The organism is Streptomyces sp. NPDC031479 (assembly GCF_055581065.1).
Genome location: NZ_JBVIKC010000037.1, coordinates 1 through 17,925, shown reverse-complemented (window position 1 = coordinate 17,925; position 17,925 = coordinate 1). Strand labels below are relative to the sequence as shown.

Sequence of the window (17,925 nt, the reverse complement as noted above, 5' to 3'; positions counted from 1 at the left end):
GGTAGCCACCGTCCGCGATCACCGTCGTCCGGCCGACGGCTACGACGGGGCGGGTGCCGGCGTCGAGGACGACGTGGCGGTTGGTGGAGTAACGGTGATCCCTCGACCGCTCGGCGATGGCATCGCCGCGGTTGGGGACCAGGGCACGGGCGCTGGTGTGCGAGTGCCTGCGGCGTCCGGGCGGCTGGAGACAGGGTGCCCGAGGGGACGATCGACCTGCGGTTCACGGGAGAGGGCGTGGCTCCGGGCCGAGTGAACGTCGCCTACGGCCTCTGTCCGTCCTGGAGAGGCGGTGACCCGGCCACCCGCGCGGTCCTCCCGGCATCCCGGTACGCAGCCGCTGGGGCGCGCAGGAGGCGGTGATCCAGGTCGATCCGCAGAATCCCGCAGCCGCCCGCGGGCGCGCGGCCCGCAGGATGCACTCCGAGCGGGCAACCGCACAGCAACGACGCCGCGGGCTTCGACGGGTACATCCGGGACCTGCGTGAGCACCGTCTCGGCCACCCCCGTTGAGCAGGTGCGGCCACGGCGGGCTCCGGCCGGTGCTGCCACCGGAAACGGGTTCACCGGTACGTGGACCGGCCCCGCTTCAGCGCCACACAGCCGGTGCCGGTCACGCTGCGGGCGGCGGGTGTGCCGCCCGCCGCCCGTCTGCGTGAGGATGCCCGATGACCGAGCCCGTCGCGTTCCCCGAGGACCGCACCTGCCCCTACCACCCGCCGGCCGCCTACGACCCGCTCCGGGGCGGCGCCCCCCTCAAGCGGGTGACGTTCTTCGACGGCCGTTCGGTGTGGGCGGTGACCGGACACGCCGCCGCGAGGGCGCTGCTGGGGGACGCGCGGCTGTCCAGTGACAGCGAGAACGAGGCGTTCCCCGTGCCCTCCGAGCGCTACGTCGGGCTGCTGCGCCGACGCACGCCGCTGCTGGGCGTCGACGACCCCGAGCACAACCGCCAGCGCCGGCTCCTGATCCCGGGCTTCACGCTCAAGCGCACCCACGCGATGCGTCCGCGGATCCAGGAGATCGTCGACCAGCTGATCGACGACATGATCGCCAGGGGCCCGAAGGTGGAACTGGTGGGCGAATTCGCCCTGCCGATGCCGTCGAAGGTCATCTGCTCGATGCTCGGCGTGCCGTACGCGGACCACTCCTTCTTCGAGGAGCAGTCGCGCCGGCTGCTGCGCGGCCCCGAGCTGTCCGATGTGGAGGACGCGAGGGACCGGCTGGAGGACTACCTGCGGGCACTGATCGAGGCCAAGCAGGCGGAGCCGGGCGAGGGCATGCTCGACGACATCATCCGTGAGCAGACCGCCGTGGGCGAGTTCGACGCCGGGGAACTGGCGGGGCTGGCGTTCATCCTGCTCATCGCCGGCCACGAGACCACGGCCAACATGGTCTCGCTGGGCGCCTACACCCTGCTGGAGCACCCCGAGCGGCTGGCCGAGCTGCGGGCGGACCCCTCGCTCGTACCGACGGCCGTCGAGGAGCTGATGAGGTACCTGTCGATCGTCGAAGGCATGCTGCGCGTCGCCCGCGAGGACATCGAGATCGCGGGGGAGACGATCCGCAAGGACGACGGCGTGGTCTTCTCCCTCTCCCTCGTCAACCGCGACGAGAGCGTCTACCCCCACCCCGACGTGCTCGACTGGCAGCGCTCGGCGCGCCACCACATCGGATTCGGCTTCGGCATCCACCAGTGCCTCGGGCAGAACCTGGCCCGCGCGGAGATGGAGATCGCCCTGGGCACCCTGATCACCCGGCTTCCCGGGCTCCGGCTGGACGCTCCCGCGCAGGAGATCCCGTTCAAGCCGGGCGACACCATCCAGGGCATCGTCCAGCTCCCCGTGGCCTGGTGAGAGCCGTGCGTCCCGTCCACATCGCGATCGACACCGGCCGCTGCATCGGAGCGGGCCAGTGCGCCCTGACGGCCCCGGACGTGTTCACCCAGGGCGACAGCGGATTCAGCGAGGTGCTGTCCGGCCGGGAGGACGGCAACGGCAACCCCCTGGTGCGCGAAGCCGCACGGGCCTGCCCGGTCGCGGCCATCGCGGTCCGCCCCCGCTGAGAACGGCCTCCTCCCACGCACGGCGTACGCGGACGAGCGGCCCCCGGACCGGTACGTGGGCACGGCAACTGTCCGTGACGGCGGCCATCTTCGGAACGCACGCCGTGGGAGGCCGCACCCACCCGTCGCCTCGTGCACAAGTCGCTGGCCCGCCCCGCCCCGCCCCGCCCCGGCCGCCGGCTCCGCGGGGATCGCGGCCATGGCCGCCGACATGACGGGAGCACCCGCACAGGTGCCCTCCGCCGCGGAGCCCTCACTGGCGCTCCGCCTGGACGGCGCGACCCGCACCGACGCGCGCACCGCCTCGTGGGACGACACGCCTGAGCTACCACCCCGACACCGGCCCGTCCTTGCGAACCGGTCCCACGCCACCCGTAGGCTCGTAACCCCGGTTCTCCGGGAATCAACCCGGGCGGATACTGCCGTGATCCGGGTGATGGAGGAGTCCAGCCTGGTCGAGCGGCGGGGCGACGCGTCCGACAAGCGGGTCACGCTGGTGTGCCTGACCGAAGCCGGCGCCTCCTACGTCCGGACGCGGCGCCAGGCGGGCGTCCACGCGTTCGAGCAGTTGATCGGCGAGCGCACCGGCGACGAGCTCGAGGCGCTGGTGGCGGCCGGTCGGGTCGTGGCGCACGACGCCGGAATCGCGAAGCGCACCGTCCTGATCGAGAAGCCCGGCGCGTCGTCGCCGACCGCAAGTACGGGCGCGCGCATGCCCCGTCTCGCGCATGCCCCGTCTCGCGCAGTCCCGCCGCAGCCCGGCCACGACTCCGAGCGCGCTGACGGTGGCCACGGGCGGCCACTCATCGACCAGGTGCCGCCGGCCGAGGCGGGTTCCCGGGCGGGGCGAGGGAGGCGAGAGCGGACGTGGGCTTCTCCTGACGGGTGCGTAGACGAGCCGACGAGCCTTACGGGCCAGAAGCTACCCATGCTTGTCACGGCATGCAATACAGCTGCGAAAATTTTCTGCAACCACGTCATTCACCTGGTGCAAGCCGACGGTTGGTCCAAGGCTGCTCGCGCTGCGGCAGGTGCGGTCACTCCGCCCCGGCTGCCTCGGAGGCGCAGATGTCCTCCGGGCGATTCGAGCCGCTGACCTGCAGATACGGCAGTCGCCGAGGCCGACGCCATCGGGTCCGGGGGCGTCGAGGCGACGCGCCCGGACCGGGATGCCCGGCCGGCGCGCGAGCGAAGCCGACGCGATCGACCTCAACGCAACCATTGACATCGCTCATCAAGAGGCAACACAGTTCAACTTCTTCCAACATGCCGTTCGATGAAAGGAGTTACGAGTCTCCCGCCGCGGAGTCCGTCGCGGTGGCCGCTGTTCCCTCTCCCGCGCCCCTTGGCACAGGCACCCCGAGGGTCGTGAGGAACCCCCTCGATGCCCGTGCTGCTCGTCGTCCCGATCCTTCCGGCCCCGCGATGGCGGACGCGAAGCAGCGGCGGCAGAACGCGAGCGCCCGCGTCCACGGCTCAGGTGACCTCGTCCGGCCAGAGGCACCCCGGCCGTGCTTCGGCATGGAAGCGATCGGAGGCGGTCGCACCGCACTCACGCTGACAGGGCTCCGGAGGCGCCCCGCCGCCCGGTCGGGTGACTTCCGGGACAACGTGATCGGCGGCATGCGCGAAAGCGCGTGGCCCGGACCGCCGACAGCCGCCGGGACTGCTCTGGCCCGGCATGTTCCACGCCGCCACGGACGGGCGGTCGACACTGGCCGCCCCCGAATGAAACACCCCCCCACTGGAGAGGACCAATCACACATGCGTCGACTCGCCTGTGTACTGTCCGCCGTGCTCGCAACAGCCGGCACCGCGATCGCCATCCCCAGCACTCCTGCGATGGCGGGGTCGCTGGCAGGGCCCTACGTATTCGAGATCGAGAACATGTCGCTGACCAATTTCGCGACAGAAACCGTGAACCACACCTGGAACGGCACATCGGTCGACAACGTCACCTATGCCCGGGGCACCTCAGGGCAGACGAGCACCGCCAGAACAACCTTCAGTGGCGCTGACGGAGACTACGACCTCATCACGCGCTACAACGGCAATGTGGCGAACGGAGTGACCTACAAGCTCTCCGTGAACTCCAACCCCGTGGATTCCTGGGCCACGTCCCAGCGGTACGGCCGTGACTACACCGACCCGATGAGCATCGACACGCGTACGTCGAGCAAAGTGGCGCTCAAGGCCGGTGACACCATCGAGCTGACGGCCACGTCCACCGGCGAGGTGCCGCGCGTCGACAGGATCACGGTCCAGAGATACGTGGGGGCGCCCACCAGCACCCTGACCCTGAATTCTCCGAACGCGACACTGAACGACGGCTTCAAATGGGGCAAGGACCGGGCCCTGGGCATGACGTTCTACCCGGGGAACCCGATGATGGGGCACGAACCCGAGTGGTGGCGCCTCAAGAATTCCACGCACACGACGGTGCAGCCCGGCTACTGGGGCGCTTACACCAACCGGGAGTCCTACTACAACCGCGACATCTCCCACCAGTCGGACGGCGCGCACGCGCTCGGCCTGGACGCCGAGACGTTCAACATGGTGAAGACGTTCGCCGCCGATGCCGACGATCCGGGTCAGAACGGCTGGCCGCTGTGGGCGCACAGCCCCTACGGAGCCATGTACTACATCGATGGCACCGGATTCCGGGAACTGCCGTCGCCGTTCAACCTGATGGCCAAGGCTTACAAGCAGTACCAGTGGACCGGGAACTCGGACTGGATCAACGATCCGACGCTTTCCGCGTACTACGATTCGACGATGGGGTCCTTCCTGGACGGCCACGAGGTGAAGTGGAACGACGCCGACCCGGCCCGCGAGCAGCCGGTTTCGAAGAAGCAGCCGGGGGAGTACACGGCGACCTACTTCGAGTTCCCGAACGAGAACCTCGTCTCCGCGGGCGATTCGCTCGGGTACCAGTACCAGTCGATGCTGGCCTATTCGGAGATCCTGAAGGCGAAGGGTGACAACGCCAACAGCACGAAGTGGGCCGATCGCGCGCAGCGGGTGCGTGACCAGTTCGAGAAGAACTGGTGGGACGCCTCGAACAACCGCTACATGCGTGGCAAGAACGCCGCCGGCACGGGATACAGCAGTTGGGGGCACGAAGCCAGCTTCCTGATGATGCTGACCGGGCTGGGCGACCACGGCCCCAGGACCGAGAGCTACCTCGACTTCATCGCCGCCAACGATGACGATCTCAACGTCGAGGCGACCTCCTACCTGCCGGAGATGTACTACCAGTACAACCGGTCCGCGGAGGGCTGGGCGTGGCTCAAGAAGCTCATGACCGGCAAGAACACCTACCCGGAGATCTCGTTCCTGGCGGTCAGCAGCGTCATCGACGGCATGATGGGAGTGCAGCCGGACGCCCCGAAGGACAAGGTGGCCACCATCTCGCGGCTGACGTCCGAGACGCCGTGGGCGGAGGTCGACCACATCAAGGTCGGTGACAACGACCTGAAGCTCAAGCACACCGGTACGACCGGTTCCACACTGACCAACAACTCCGGTGGCACCGTCAACTGGGAAGCCCAGTTCTACGGCACCCCCGCCAGCATCACCGTGAACGGCACCGCGTACACGCCGCAGACCAAGTCGCTGTACGGCAAGACCGTGTCCTACGTGACCGTGCCGGTGGCCGGGGGCGCGACGGTGACCGCGACCGCCGGGACCTCGGAGGTCGACACCGAGGCCCCCACGGCGCCGGCCGACCTCGCATCGAGCAACGTGACGTCGAACAGCGTGGACCTGAAGTGGACGGCCTCGACCGACAACGTCGGCGTGACCGGCTACAACATCTACCGCGGCACCACGCTCGTCGGCTCGTCGACGGGTACGAGCTTCACCGCGACGGGGCTGTCGGCCTCGACGCCCTACACGTTCACGGTGAAGGCGGTTGACGCCGCCGGGAATTCCTCCGGGGCCGGAAGTGCCGTCGACGTCACCACCGCCACCAGCGGAAACGGACAGACGGCCGATCTGAGCGATCTCACCTGGAGCGACGCGAGAAGCGACTTCGGTACCGTTCAGAAGGACAAGAGCGTCGACTCGAACCCCATCAAGCTGAACGGCACCGCGTACGCGAAGGGCATCGGCACGCACGCGAACAGCACGATCACCTACTCCCTGAACGGCGGCTACTCGCGGTTCCGGTCGGACATCGGTGTCGATGACGAGGTCGCGGCGAACGCGACGGTCAAGTTCGAGGTGTGGGGTGACGGCGTCAAGCTGTACGAGAGCCCGTCGGTGATGACGCCGTCGAGCGCCACGCAGTCCGTCGACGTCAGCGTTGCCGGTGTGAAGTCGCTGGTGCTGAAGGTGACGGACGCGGGTGACGGCATCAACAGCGACCACGCCGACTGGGCCGGCGCCAAGCTCATCGGGAACCCGCAGGCGCCGACGGCCCTGAGCGACCTGAACTGGACGGGTACGCCCACGGCCGGATCGGGCACCGTTCAGAAGGACAAGAGCGTCGACTCGAACCCCATCAAGCTGAACGGCACCGCGTACGCGAAGGGCATCGGCACGCACGCGAACAGCACGATCACCTACTCCCTGAACGGCGGCTACTCGCGGTTCCGGTCGGACATCGGTGTCGATGACGAGGTCGCGGCGAACGCGACGGTCAAGTTCGAGGTGTGGGGTGACGGCGTCAAGCTGTACGAGAGCCCGTCGGTGATGACGCCGTCGAGCGCCACGCAGTCCGTCGACGTCAGCGTTGCCGGTGTGAAGTCGCTGGTGCTGAAGGTGACGGACGCGGGTGACGGCATCAACAGCGACCACGCCGACTGGGCCGACGCCAAGCTGGTGCGGTAGCACCGACCCCCGGCCGACGGGAACCCTCCAGGTGACCCGTCGGCTCGGGGCCAGGGCACGCGCAACTCCGCAGTCGGGCGCGGGTGCCGCCCTGGGCCGTGGTTCGAACATGGCTGGATGCCCTTGACCCGCGTCGTGGTGATCTCGGCGTGGGGTGAGGGCGTCTTCTTTTGGACACAAGCGGATGGAATCGGATGGCTGGATCCCGTTCGGCGCGGGACGGTTCCCGTGGCGGTACCACGAGCGGCCCATCGCCCCTGACGGCTGAGGGACGGCGGCACTCCGCGTCGGCCGGTGTCCGCTGTCCACGGCCCGGAACGCTTTGCGATCACGGTCGATGTCCGGTGCTACGGGCTGGTGACGTACGACGCGGACACGGACGAGGACGCCCTGGGGCGCCGCGCCGCGAAGGAACAGCCGGCGAAGGACCGGCCGGCGAAGGACCGGGCTGCCGAGGACGTGGCCGCCGAGGGGTGTGCCGCGCAGGAGTCGGAGCCGCTCTCCACGCCCACCCCGTGACGAAACGGTCACATTCCCGTCATTCTCCGCGCACGTAGGCCGCGGAGGGTGGGGGGAGACCGGTACGCACGCGGCAGGTGAGGAGAACGAGATGAACAAGGGTGCGCGGCACGCGGCCGTCACCGCGGTCGTCGGCCTGGCGGCCGGGGCCCTGTCCGCCTGGATCGCGGTCGCGGGCGACGGGGACGGGCTGAACGTGACCGCGGCGAGTCGCTTCGCCTCCGGGTACGTGCCGTACGCGGCCGTCGTACTGCTGGTCTCGGCCACGGCACCGACGGCGGTGCACGCCGTCCTGCGCGCCGTGCTCTCCCAGCTGATCATGGTCTGGGGCTACTACACGTGGGGTCCGATGATCACCTTCGAGCGCACCCCCACGCAAGCCGCGCACTACGCGCGCGAGTGGGCCGCCGTCGCCGTCACGGCCGTCCCGGCGGCGGCCCTGGGCACGTACGCCCTGGCCCGCGGAGCCCGGCGGCTCGTCACGCCGCGCGCGGGCCGGGCCGGCGCGGTCAGCTAGGGAGTGTTCGGCGCCGGGTCCCTGGGCCGCCGCGTATGCGGGCGGTCGCCGGCTTCCGGCGGCGCACCCCGCGGGCGTCCCTGCTGCACGCGGAGTGTTCGTGCGGCTGGACGGGCCCGGAGCGCAGTCTCGGCTGGGAGCTGATCGAGGGAGAACGCCTGGAGGTGGCGGGGGATGGACAGGCGTCCGACTGCGAGCGGGACTGGGACGGCCACACCGTCCGGGTCGAGGCGAGCACCGTCCCGCTCCCGGAATCGGTGACGATCGCAGACGCGTGCCGTACCGGCCGTGGCCGGCCCCGGTTACAGCCTGTACGCCCGGCGCGCAGGCCCGCACCGAGGGGGACCGGTCGGTGCGCGCGGAGGCGTTCGACGCGATGGCGTCCCGGCCGGTGGGACCTCGCGGCCGCCGTACCTCCACCTGCGTCCGCGGTGACGACGACGGCCATCATCAGGACCAGCGCATCCCGACCTCGGACAGGGTCCCGCTTCGCCGCTGAACGTCCCGGTGCTCTCAGGGTTCGCCGTCTTCGCCCCCGGTTTCCGGGCTGCTTTGATCGTCCTGGTGATTCCGGCGATTCCGGCGGTTCTCGCGATCGGCCTCGTCGAGCTCTCGCATGCGGCGCTCGACGCCTTCCTTCAGGCTCTCCTGCTCCGGAGGCTCGGGCTTGGCCCCGGGCCGCTGGATCATCTCGCGCAGGCGATCCGCGCGCTCCTTGCGTTGCTGGGCGTCCTCACTCACGACGGCCTCCCTGGCAGGCGGGCCGAGGGCCGTCGGGGAACGATCGTCCTTCTCACTTCGCCTTCTTCCCCTTGGCCTTGTCCTTGGCCTTGAAGGCCTTCGCCGCCGGGTTCGCCCCCTTCAGCCGCTCGATCTGGGCGCGCCAATCGTCGGCCCGGGCGCCGGTGGATTCCTTGACGTGGGCCGTGAGGGTACGCGCGGCCAGGAAGGGCTTGGAGGAAGGGCCGCTGGCGGCCAGGCGGCTGACGGTCTTGGTCTGGGCGTCGATGGCCTCGCGGATGCTGCCGCTGCCCGACAGTTTGCCGAGTCTGCGGAACGTCGGCTCCTTGCCCTCGAACCAGGTCTGCTGCCACCACTCGCCCGTGGCCGCGTCCTCCCAGCTGATGTATCCGCCGCGCAGGATCGTCCGGGGCGCCGCGATGTGTCCGCCGAAGCTGTAGCGCGTGCCCGGGACGGTGACCGGATCGTAGAAGTGCGGGGTGAAGAAGTCGGAGACGAGCAGCCCGTTGACGGTGTAGCCGAACTCATCGGCCTCCGAGGGGTCGGCGACCTCGACGAGGAACCGGGCCTGTCCCTGCTCGGGGTGGGGAGACTTGCCGGACACCAGGCGGTTCCCGAACGGGTCGGCCAGCATTTCCAGCATCTCGTGGCTGGCGGTCAGCGACCAGCTGTCGCTGAACTCGATCAGGGAGAAGGGCTGGCCGTTCTCGTCCGTGTGGTACCCCGCCGCGTCAGGTACGTCGTCGACCACGATCAGCGGCCAGTACCCGACGGGAACGTCCTCCAGCCTGTCGAAGGCGTCCACCGTCGCGTTCACTTGCCACAGTGGTCCGAAGTCGCGAGTCGCCTGTTTCTGGAGCGCGGCGGCGACCCGGGTGATCTGTGAGGGGTTGATCTTGTTGATCTTGGTCTCGGACACGAGCGCGAGCTGGTTGATGAGCATGGTCGCGGCTGACCTTCCGTTTCGGGACAGCGGCGGCTCGGAACCACTCCGGCTCCCCACGGCCGCCAGTCTCGTCGAGCTTCACAGAGCGGCGGCCCGATGATGCGCGCACACGTCCGAACGCGGGGAGATTCTAGTCGAATGGCGGTTTACGAAAAGCGGTCCGCTCACGCGGGCGACCCCGTACCGGGTTGCCGCCCCCGCCCGCCACACCGCCGCGGGCTGTCGCGGCCCGGACGGCCGAATAGTCCCGGCAGGGTGATGCCGACTCCGGCTGTCATCGCGGCCCCCGCGGCGCGGTGTGGCGCCATTGCGGCCGTCAAAGTGCCGTCTGGCTCGGCCCACCTGCCCGGCACCCGTTCGAAAGGGGGCCGGGCAGGCGGACCCCAGGGCGAGACGTCATGGCAGAGCCTGCGCTCCGAACCCGTTCGCCCGCAGCGGTCCTGGCTCCTCGTACGGCCCATGCCGCGCTGCGGACCGTGCCCGGACACCGGATGCTGGGCGCGACCCCTGATCTGCCCGCGAGTGACCTAGGAGGCACGGTGACACCTCTGGCACGGATTCCACTGGATGGCGGGGGCTCTGTACTGGTGGAGACGACAGCCGGCATCGAGGAGCCGGTGAAAGCAGGCCGCATCGGGGACGCCGTGCGTGAGGTACCGCAGACCTTGCAGGAAGCTCTGGAGCCGGTCACCCGGGTCGCGCAGGTGGCCCTCGACCAGCTGCGCAAGGCCCGGCCCGACCAGATCACCATCGAGTTCGGCGTGGACCTCGCCGTCGAAGCCGGCGCGGTGATCACCAAGAGCAGGGCGAACTGTCATCTGCAGGTGTCGGCGTCCTGGCAGAACGACGATGGCTAGCACCGGGAAAGGGGGCGGAGGGCGGCACGCCGTCCGACCTGCAGGCAGCGGTGGCGCAGATCCTCGGCGCGGGACGGGCAGGTGGCGGGTGCGGGCTTCCTGGTGGCCGAGGACGTACTGGTCACGTGTGCGCACGTGGTTCGGGCGGCCGGATCCGGTGCGGGCGACCCGGTGTGGGCGACCTTCCCTCATGTGGCCGGTGCGGACGGGCTGGAGGGACGCGTAGAGGAGTGGCGTGCACCCGAGGCCGAGGACGTGGCCTTCGTCCGGCTGCGGGAAACGCCACGGAGTACACGGGTGCTGTCACTGGGTTCCGCAGAAGGACGCGGCGGTCACCCTGTTCGGTCGTTCGGCTTTCCGGCCCAGGCAAGCAATCGCTGCTGCGGCCGCCCGCAAGCTGGCGAGCGAGCCCCACTACCAGCGGGTCCTCCTGGTCATCGACCAGTTCGAAGAGCTCCTGGTGCAGGGCGCCGACGGCCGGCCGCAGGAGTTCCCGGCCCTGCTCGACGACATCACCACGGCAGCCGGCGAGCACGGCCCGCTCAGCGTGATCCTGGTCATGCGCGACGACTTCTACCACCGACTGGCAGCTCTTGTTCCGAAGCTGCCGGCAGCGGCGACGCCCGGTCTGCTCAACGTGACCGGCGAGCTGACCACGGAGGACCTCCACGACATCATCGTGGAGCCCGCCCGGGTCGTAGGACTCCACTTCCAGCCGGGTCTGCCCGAGCAGATCGTCAGCGATGTCCTGGCGAGCAGCCCCGATCGGAAGGAGACACTCCGGGCTCCGGTCACCGTGCTGCCGCTGCTGGAGTTGACGCTCGACCAGCTGTGGCGCAGGCGGAAGGACGGTTTCCTCACCCACGAGGCATACCGACGTATCGGAGGGGTTCTGCCGATGGGCCGAGGCGCTTGCCGAGCCGGGATATGCCGATGTGGTCGGCTGCGGCGAAACGGCGGGCGTCGATCCGCCCGTCGAAGAGGGGATGACCGCTGCGGGCGATGCCGACCAGCGGCCTCCGACCGTGTTGCAGAACCACAGGTCGTCCAGTCGTGACCCGCTCTGGCGGATCCGAGGGCGGTCCGTTCGACGGTACGGCGGGCGCGTTCGCCGTTTTCAGCTGTTCCTGTGCGGGGTCACGTGTAGTAGGTGTCGAACGAGGCGATCCAGAGCGCCGACAACGGCAGGACGGTCAGTTGGACGGCCGTGGTGGTCCAGCACCTTCCGAGGATCGCGGCGGAGGCGCTCCACCAGGCCGTCGTACGCAGCAGATCCACAACCCCGGCCTGATAGCCCCGCCCGCCGAGATCCATCATTCCGGGGTATCCCATCCACTCCTCGGTGAAGATTCCATCCGCGCCGAACACCAGGACCCCCGACACCAGCCACACGTCGGCCAGCAGCGCTGCCACGGCGAGTGTCCTGTCGAAGCGGAGGTACGCGGGGGCTGGGAGCAACAGCCGGACGAGCGGACGCCCGTGGATCCGCGCCCACTCCTGCCCGCGGCTTCGCCACAGCACCGAGCAGGCGTACCCGAGACCGGCAAGAGCCACGGCCCAGCCGACCATGAAGAACAGACCGAAGAACAAGATCACAACGCCCATGCCCCACCAGATGCCCGCACATCCGGAGCGGTTCCCTCCGCCCATGACCAGTGCTCGGGCCACGTCCGAGAGGATCAACCCGAAGGCACGGAAGTGCCTGGAGCTCCGGACGGATGTGTTTCGGGGTCGACGGCCTGCGCCGGTCCTCATGACCGAGGTTGGGACACGCGCGGCCAATCGGCTCCGGCCGCTTGACGCCGTTCTGCGGCATGAGCCGGCCCGTCGACGCACTTGGAGGCTGGACCCGGGGCGGGTCCCGCCGGGCCCCGGCGGGTCCGCGGTTCACTCCGGACCTGGCCGCGCCGGTTCAGGGCGTGTCGCCCTCCCAGCGGAAGGGGCCGTCCGGGTCGGCTTCGGAAGGGCTGTACAGGGATCGGCCGCCGGGCCCGTACAGCCCGCGGTCGGTGATCAGGAGTACACCCTCCGCCCACTCCCGCAGGGACAGGCTGGTCACGTCAAGGAGCTGACCGTCCAGGGGGCCACCCGCCAGCCTCACGTACACCCGGCCCGGGGTGCGCCGGACCACGTGGCCCTCGTCGCCGCAGTACACCCGGTCATCAGTCGTGCTCATCCCGCTGCCTGCCCTTTCCCGTCCCGGGTCCACTGCCCGAGCATGAATCCCCGTACTCCGCTTCCGGTGGACGGCCGACAGGGGAACGCCAGACCACTTCGGGCCATCATCGCGTACCCGGGCGGGCTGGTGTGTTCGGGCCGCGTACTGGGAGGTGCAGGGCCGGTCTGGCGCGTGGGGGAGCCCGGACGTGGAGACAGGTCATGGGCGGGCCGAGTGGCCGGCCGCACCGCGTCGACAGCGGCCTGGGGCACCGCCGTCGGGCCCGGAGCCGGGCGGATGGCCGCCGCCCGGACATGTTCCTCGTGAGCGCCGAGGAGGCGTTCGGCTGCTTCGTTGCTGATCAGCAGGCCCGTGCTGAGGGAGGGTCTGCAGGAGGAAGCACCGAAGGAGTTCGGGGTCGGTGGACAGGTCCAGGGGATCGGTTGTCGGCTCACCGACGTACGTGGGTGCCGGCGCGGCGTGGGCCTCCACCTGTCCGGCGAGCTCGCGCAGCCCGTCGGACAGGGCTCGGGCCCGGCGGCGGTGCTCGGCGCACGGTTCGCTCTGGGGGGCGGACAGGAGCGCGGGGTCCCGCCCCGCTGAGGGTCGTAGCCGCGGGGACCGGCCCGGCGCGGGGTTGGGAGGACGGCGTCGGCCAGCGGTTCGAGGAGGGGTTCGCGGCGCCGGGCGTGCTCGGCGAGGTAGCGCACGGTTTCGTGGAAGACACCGGCGCGGTGCGCCCACTGCACCCTCGCGGCCTGGATGCCTAAGCGGCGGGAACGTGACTGCGTGCCCGCACCGGCCGTTCCCTGCGGGCGTCAGGGTGTGCAGAGCGGCATGCGCGTACTTCGATCCCGGTCACTTCGGTCCCTTGCACTCGTGGTCATTCCCTGCCGGCCGGCAGTTCGACGCACGCCCAGTGGCTTGCCGCAGATCGCCTCGGCGCGCGCGCCGTACTCGCCGAACGGACCCTGCTCCCCCTGGATCACCACCGCTCCGATCGTGCTGGTCAGGCTGCTGCCGTGCCCGCCCGGGCTCATCCGCTCCAGGGCGGTACGGCGCAGCGCGGTGAGGTCTTGCGCGGGCAGGTCGCCGCTCCCCGGGCCCAGTATTCGGTGCGCGCCGCGGTCACACATACTCGGCATGCCTGGTGTTCAGAACCGGTCGATGCGCAGAGCGGTGCAGTCAGGGCACCAGCCGATGTCGTCCGGGTATGCGGGGACGTACGCGTTCAGGCAGTCGCTGCATTCGGCGATCACGTCGAAGTCGGTGCCGCAGCAGAAGCACAGGTTGCGGCGTTCCGCGGGGGCCGCCGCGGTGCCTGCCCCCTCGACCGGCAGCGCGTGTTCGTGGCAGTCGTGGCACTCCTGTACGGTGCCGTCCAGTCCGAGGATCTCCTCGTGGTGGTGCTCGAGCGCGGATGTGAATCCCTGCTCCCAGAGCGCGCGGCAGAAGCGGCTGTCCAGCGGGTCGGCACCCTCACCGATCACCAGGGCCCACTGTTCGCAGACCGGGCACGTCGCGGTGCGCTCCTGGACGTCCTTCAGCTCGTCGGCCAGGCGCTCGACCCGTGTGGCCATGTAGCTCTTGATTCCGCGGACCTTCGTCCCGACCGCTTCCAGGTCACCGAAGACCGCGGCGGTCCCGGGGCCCGGCAGAGCGGGCAGCAACTCGTCGTAGACGAACGTGACGAGGAAGTCGAGGACCTGTGCGGCCGTAACCTCGACGGCGGGGGCGGGGGCTGTGAGTCCGTAGTGCTGCAGGCGGTTGCGCCACCTGGCGAGGACGGCCAGGCTCTTGGCGGGCTTGTCCCCGACGGCGACGCCGGCGATGTCCCGCAGCCGGCCGATGGCCCCGGCGGTGGTGCAACTGCCGAAGTCGCCGGCTTCGAACCGTTCGCGCTCGGCGGTCGACGAGGGGGCCGGTGTAGCCGCCGTCGGCCACACGAGGGTGATGTCACGGTGCAGGCGGCGCAGCCGGATCAGCAGGCCCGCCGCGCCGTCCCAGGTAGCGGATCGCGTCCAACAGCTGCCGGTGGCAGTAGCCTCCGGGCCGTCCACCCCGCCCCTGGAACCAGGCCGGCACCGGCAGCAACGGCCGGACGGCCACCCACACCGCGTCCGTCATGTCCGACGGATACCGGCGCACCCGGTCCGGATGGTCGGCCGCGTCGCCGTACGCATGCGCGAGGCAATCACACGACACGGCGGGCGAGTTGAAGTCAACGTGCCCGGGTACGTACAACAAAGACAACAGGGCCTCCGGGCCGGCAACAACCACTTACATGTCGGGATGCTTCGGCAGGGCGAGCCAGTCCGACCAGGAGATCTCGCGGCCGAGGAAGCGCGGCTGCTCGAACGGCCAGTCGGCGGCGATCCACTGCGGCACCAGCGCGTCGAGGGCCTGCTCGACCTTGCTGCCCACCAGCTCGTCCACCACCCACCAGGAGATCTCGCCGTCCGCGCCGGCCCTCTCCGGTGGGTCGATGTAGACACAGCCGAGCAGAGCTGTCTCCGCCGCGTCGAACAGCGCGTAGTTGAAGGACTGGTGCGCGGCGATCTCCTTCTCGTGCCGCAACAGGTCGGCCTGGTCGCCCTCGTAGGTCATGGTGGCCGCGGGCCAGCCCCAGGCCGGGCCGAAGATGGTCCACAGGCGCTCGCGCGAACCCATCACAGCCGGATAGTCGAGCGCGGTGTCCGCCTCCCGGATCGGCCGCAGGTGATGACCACCGCCCGGCAGCGATACCAGGACAGGGTGGACGAAGTCATCGGGAAGCCAGTTCATGGTGCCCGACCGTAGCAGCGCGCGGCCGTCGGCTTCCCCTTGATTTTCCCTGCATACCGCCAGGCCCTGCTCTCGTGCCGGGCAGGGCCCGCGATCACCCGATCGAGACTCCCGTTCGATCGACAGACTCCATGATCGGTATGGCAACGGCTTCTAAAGCGTCCTGGCTGAGGCTGGTCGTGGTCACGGACGACGTTCCCGGGCCGCGGAGCTGACCGGCCGCCACGCGCGCTCGGTCACGCCCGCTGTGTGATTGTGCGCGTCAGTTGCGGCTTGACCACGCTGGCTGGCCCTTGAGCCCGGTGGCTGGTCGGTAGGGCGGCGGGTGGATGATCCCGGCCAGGGATTTTCTCGGTTCTGTGATCTCCGCCAGGTTCCGCGCGATGTCCGTGCGGGCCGGGCACGCCGGACGGGACCCCGGGGACACCATAAATTTTGAGCATGTTCAAATATGGGTGTCCGGCGGCGGACCTGCCGTCCGGTCTCGGGGAAGCGGGTGCGTGGACATGGGGGTCAAGAGCATGAGGGCGAGGAAGAGGGGCAGAGGCGGTTTCGTCGCCGCGCTGATCGTGTCCGCGGCGGTGTTCGCGACGGCCTGTGCGAGTCCAGGGGCGGTCAACGTCGATGCGGACGACCTGCCCGGGACGTATCGCGACGGCAAGACGGGCGGGGAGATTCTGCTGGACGTCAACGGGCGGTTTTCCGCCAAGGGCATCTCGAAGAGCGACGCCATGGGGCGCGGAGGTACCGTCCCCGTCGACTTCGGCGGTACCTGGAGTGCCACCCCCTCGAACTTCGTGTACCTGGAGCCCGACGACGGCGGGGGCCGGGACATGGAGGACATCCAGCTCTGGACGGCGAGCGCGGGGAAGGTGTTCCTGCACCCGGACGTGGACGGACCGATAACGCTGAAGCTCATCAGGGTCACCAATCCCTGACCCGGGCGAACGGGCGATCTCCCTCGCCGCGCCCTGAACGGGTTCCATCTGGCTTTTGCCGTGCTGCGGTGTTCCGTGCGCTGCACCTGGTGGCAGTGCCGGCTGTCCCGAATCGAGCCTGGGGAAAGTCCGTGATCGACATGGCGTCCCTCCTCGGCCGCCTGGGCAGCGTCGCCGAACCGGCTGCGGATGTCCTGGTCCCGCTCGCCGCTCGCCGCACGGAACCCGGACCAGGACGACGACCATGCGGACCGGGCCCTGGCCGCGGTCGTACGCGTCCCGCCCGCACGGGCGCTTCCCCCTCTGGCAGCAGCCCTCGGACGGCGCCCGCGGGCCCTGGACTCTGCGGCCGGGCTCGGACACCCGGCCGACTGCGCCTTCCCCTTCGACACCGCCATGCCCGCGCTGGACTCCGTCTTCGCCCGTGCGGAACAGCACGCATGGTTCCGGTGGTCGGTGGCACGGGCCGCCCGCCACCTTGCACGCCGACCTGACGTCCGAAAAGCGCCGGGTACAGCCCGGAGAGCTCCCCCTCCTTTCCTTCTGGCGAGCGCATTCGGCGTCCACCTCGACGGCGCGGACAGGGCAGCCCTCGTCGCCCGCTACACATGACCCCCGGCCGGAGGGTGCAACCGGTGTGCCCGCTCCGGGTGCGCGGCACCGCCGACTCGGCGTCCCGGGCCGTCCGGCACGGCGTAGTCCTGGTCCACTCCGGCCTCGGCGAAGCGGGGCTCATGCACCGGGGTTGCCTGCGGCGGCGGTCGGGAGACGGAGGCCGAGTCCGCGGCCGAGCAATCGCTCGTGGCGCTGATCCCGATGCGATGGCCGCATCGAGTACACGTTGGGGCTTGACCAGCAGGCATGGGCGGCCCAGTTACGGAACGCAGCCCTCGCCTTGACGTCGTCCCCACCGGTGACCCCGGATGCTGACTGGCCGGGGCTGGGGGAATCGGAGTGGGGCTGCCCCGCCTGCGAAACCGCGGAAGATCGCCTCGACCTGCTTTCGCGGCGGCCACGTCCCTCCTCGTTCCGGGAGGTGGATCGGCGCGGTGCAGCTGATCGGCCGCCCCGTCTTCCCGAAGATGCCGGGCCCGGCCGTGGTCAACGGCATGCACATGCGTGCGGATTTGATACGGGTGCGCGAAGAAATCCGGCGAACAGCCGTTACGGAATATGTTACTCCGCTTGGGTGGTGGGCTTTCCGGGTGCGCCGGGTGGTGCGCCGGTGCGCGCGGATCGCCGGACCGTTGAGGTGGGCGGGTGGGTGCAGGGAGCACCGGTTGTCAGGGCCGCGGCGGCGGGATATGCGTGCAGCATGCAGGCGAGCGTGACGGTAATGTCCGCTTCCGGTAACCGGCCTGGGCGCGGGCTGCAGTGGGACGGGCGGCGGGTCGAGAGTGTGGCCCTCGGCTCACTCCGGGCCGGGAAACCGCAACGCCGCCACCACCTGTTTCGGCGGGTGGGGCGTGGTTCTTGAGGGAGCGTCACCCATGTCGTCTGTTTCTTCCTCCGTCCGCCGTATCGCCGCGACCGTTCTGGCCGCCGGAGCCGTCGTCGGCGCTGCCGC

The 17,925-nt window shown here is 70.0% G+C and carries 15 protein-coding genes and 3 pseudogenes; 10 read left to right on the top strand and 8 right to left on the bottom strand.

What is annotated here, in order from left to right; translation table 11 throughout:
* Position 1 precedes the first annotated feature (1 nt).
* Positions 2-142 (bottom strand): annotated as a pseudogene (locus ACZ5D2_RS30425) (IS5/IS1182 family transposase); the annotation flags it as partial.
* A gap of 526 nt (positions 143-668) precedes the next feature.
* Between ACZ5D2_RS30425 and ACZ5D2_RS30420 the strand changes: the two are divergent.
* From ACZ5D2_RS30420 to ACZ5D2_RS30395, 6 genes and pseudogenes are all read left to right on the top strand, one after another.
* Positions 669-1,856 (top strand): cytochrome P450, encoded by a 1,188-nt coding sequence (locus ACZ5D2_RS30420; RefSeq protein ID WP_331738667.1) that lies wholly within the window; start codon positions 669-671, stop codon positions 1,854-1,856.
* Entirely contained in the window at positions 1,853-2,065 is a 213-nt protein-coding gene (locus ACZ5D2_RS30415; RefSeq protein ID WP_331738669.1) for a ferredoxin, read from the top strand. Before ACZ5D2_RS30420 ends, ACZ5D2_RS30415 begins: the two co-directional genes overlap by 4 nt.
* A 412-nt stretch (positions 2,066-2,477) precedes the next feature.
* Positions 2,478-2,699: pseudogene (locus ACZ5D2_RS30410) on the top strand (MarR family winged helix-turn-helix transcriptional regulator); the annotation flags it as partial.
* A 1,160-nt stretch (positions 2,700-3,859) separates the two neighbouring features.
* On the top strand, positions 3,860-6,898 hold the full coding sequence (locus ACZ5D2_RS30405) for an NPCBM/NEW2 domain-containing protein (RefSeq protein ID WP_371681507.1): 3,039 nt from the start codon (positions 3,860-3,862) through the stop codon (positions 6,896-6,898).
* 357 nt (positions 6,899-7,255) lie between these two features.
* Positions 7,256-7,417: a hypothetical protein gene (locus ACZ5D2_RS30400; protein ID WP_371681508.1), complete on the top strand. Its 162-nt coding sequence runs from the start codon at positions 7,256-7,258 to the stop codon at positions 7,415-7,417.
* Positions 7,418-7,508: 91 nt separating this feature from the next.
* Positions 7,509-7,934 carry a hypothetical protein gene (locus ACZ5D2_RS30395; RefSeq protein WP_331738675.1) on the top strand — a complete coding sequence of 142 codons (426 nt, stop codon included), beginning with the start codon at positions 7,509-7,511 and terminating at the stop codon, positions 7,932-7,934.
* A gap of 513 nt (positions 7,935-8,447) precedes the next feature.
* On the opposite strand, the gene ACZ5D2_RS30390 is transcribed toward ACZ5D2_RS30395, so the two are convergent.
* Positions 8,448-8,675, bottom strand: coding sequence for a hypothetical protein (locus ACZ5D2_RS30390; RefSeq protein WP_331738678.1), 228 nt, complete (start codon positions 8,673-8,675; stop codon positions 8,448-8,450).
* A gap of 52 nt (positions 8,676-8,727) precedes the next feature.
* A complete protein-coding gene (locus ACZ5D2_RS30385) occupies positions 8,728-9,618 on the bottom strand; it encodes a hypothetical protein (protein WP_331738680.1) in 891 nt (296 codons plus the stop codon).
* Positions 9,619-10,208: 590 nt separating this feature from the next.
* Between ACZ5D2_RS30385 and ACZ5D2_RS30380 the strand changes: the two genes are divergently transcribed.
* From ACZ5D2_RS30380 to ACZ5D2_RS30370, 3 genes and pseudogenes are all read left to right on the top strand, one after another.
* Positions 10,209-10,478 (top strand): CU044_2847 family protein, encoded by a 270-nt coding sequence (locus ACZ5D2_RS30380; RefSeq protein ID WP_371681509.1) that lies wholly within the window; start codon positions 10,209-10,211, stop codon positions 10,476-10,478.
* 81 nt (positions 10,479-10,559) lie between these two features.
* Positions 10,560-10,790: pseudogene (locus ACZ5D2_RS30375) on the top strand (trypsin-like peptidase domain-containing protein); the annotation flags it as partial.
* Positions 10,714-11,535, top strand: a complete 822-nt coding sequence (locus ACZ5D2_RS30370) for an nSTAND1 domain-containing NTPase (RefSeq protein ID WP_331738682.1) — start codon at positions 10,714-10,716, stop codon at positions 11,533-11,535. The pseudogene ACZ5D2_RS30375 and the gene ACZ5D2_RS30370, both read left to right, overlap by 77 nt.
* A gap of 80 nt (positions 11,536-11,615) precedes the next feature.
* Here the strand turns inward: ACZ5D2_RS30370 and ACZ5D2_RS30365 are convergent, their stop codons facing one another.
* From ACZ5D2_RS30365 to ACZ5D2_RS30345, 5 genes are all read right to left on the bottom strand, one after another.
* Positions 11,616-12,146 (bottom strand): hypothetical protein, encoded by a 531-nt coding sequence (locus ACZ5D2_RS30365; RefSeq protein WP_468933751.1) that lies wholly within the window; start codon positions 12,144-12,146, stop codon positions 11,616-11,618.
* Between the two features lie 244 nt (positions 12,147-12,390).
* Complete coding sequence (locus ACZ5D2_RS30360) at positions 12,391-12,654, bottom strand: hypothetical protein (RefSeq protein WP_468933748.1); 264 nt, start codon at positions 12,652-12,654, stop codon at positions 12,391-12,393.
* Positions 12,655-13,454: 800 nt separating this feature from the next.
* Positions 13,455-13,781: a hypothetical protein gene (locus ACZ5D2_RS30355; RefSeq protein ID WP_468933746.1), complete on the bottom strand. Its 327-nt coding sequence runs from the start codon at positions 13,779-13,781 to the stop codon at positions 13,455-13,457.
* A gap of 9 nt (positions 13,782-13,790) precedes the next feature.
* Positions 13,791-14,696 (bottom strand): hypothetical protein, encoded by a 906-nt coding sequence (locus ACZ5D2_RS30350; RefSeq protein ID WP_468933743.1) that lies wholly within the window; start codon positions 14,694-14,696, stop codon positions 13,791-13,793.
* A 220-nt stretch (positions 14,697-14,916) separates the two neighbouring features.
* Positions 14,917-15,420, bottom strand: a complete 504-nt coding sequence (locus tag ACZ5D2_RS30345) for a GNAT family N-acetyltransferase (RefSeq protein WP_468933740.1) — start codon at positions 15,418-15,420, stop codon at positions 14,917-14,919.
* 500 nt (positions 15,421-15,920) lie between these two features.
* Here ACZ5D2_RS30345 and ACZ5D2_RS30340 point away from each other — a divergent pair, with 500 nt between their 5' ends.
* Positions 15,921-16,358 carry a hypothetical protein gene (locus tag ACZ5D2_RS30340; protein ID WP_371681511.1) on the top strand — a complete coding sequence of 146 codons (438 nt, stop codon included), beginning with the start codon at positions 15,921-15,923 and terminating at the stop codon, positions 16,356-16,358.
* Positions 16,359-17,925: the final 1,567 nt, after the last annotated feature.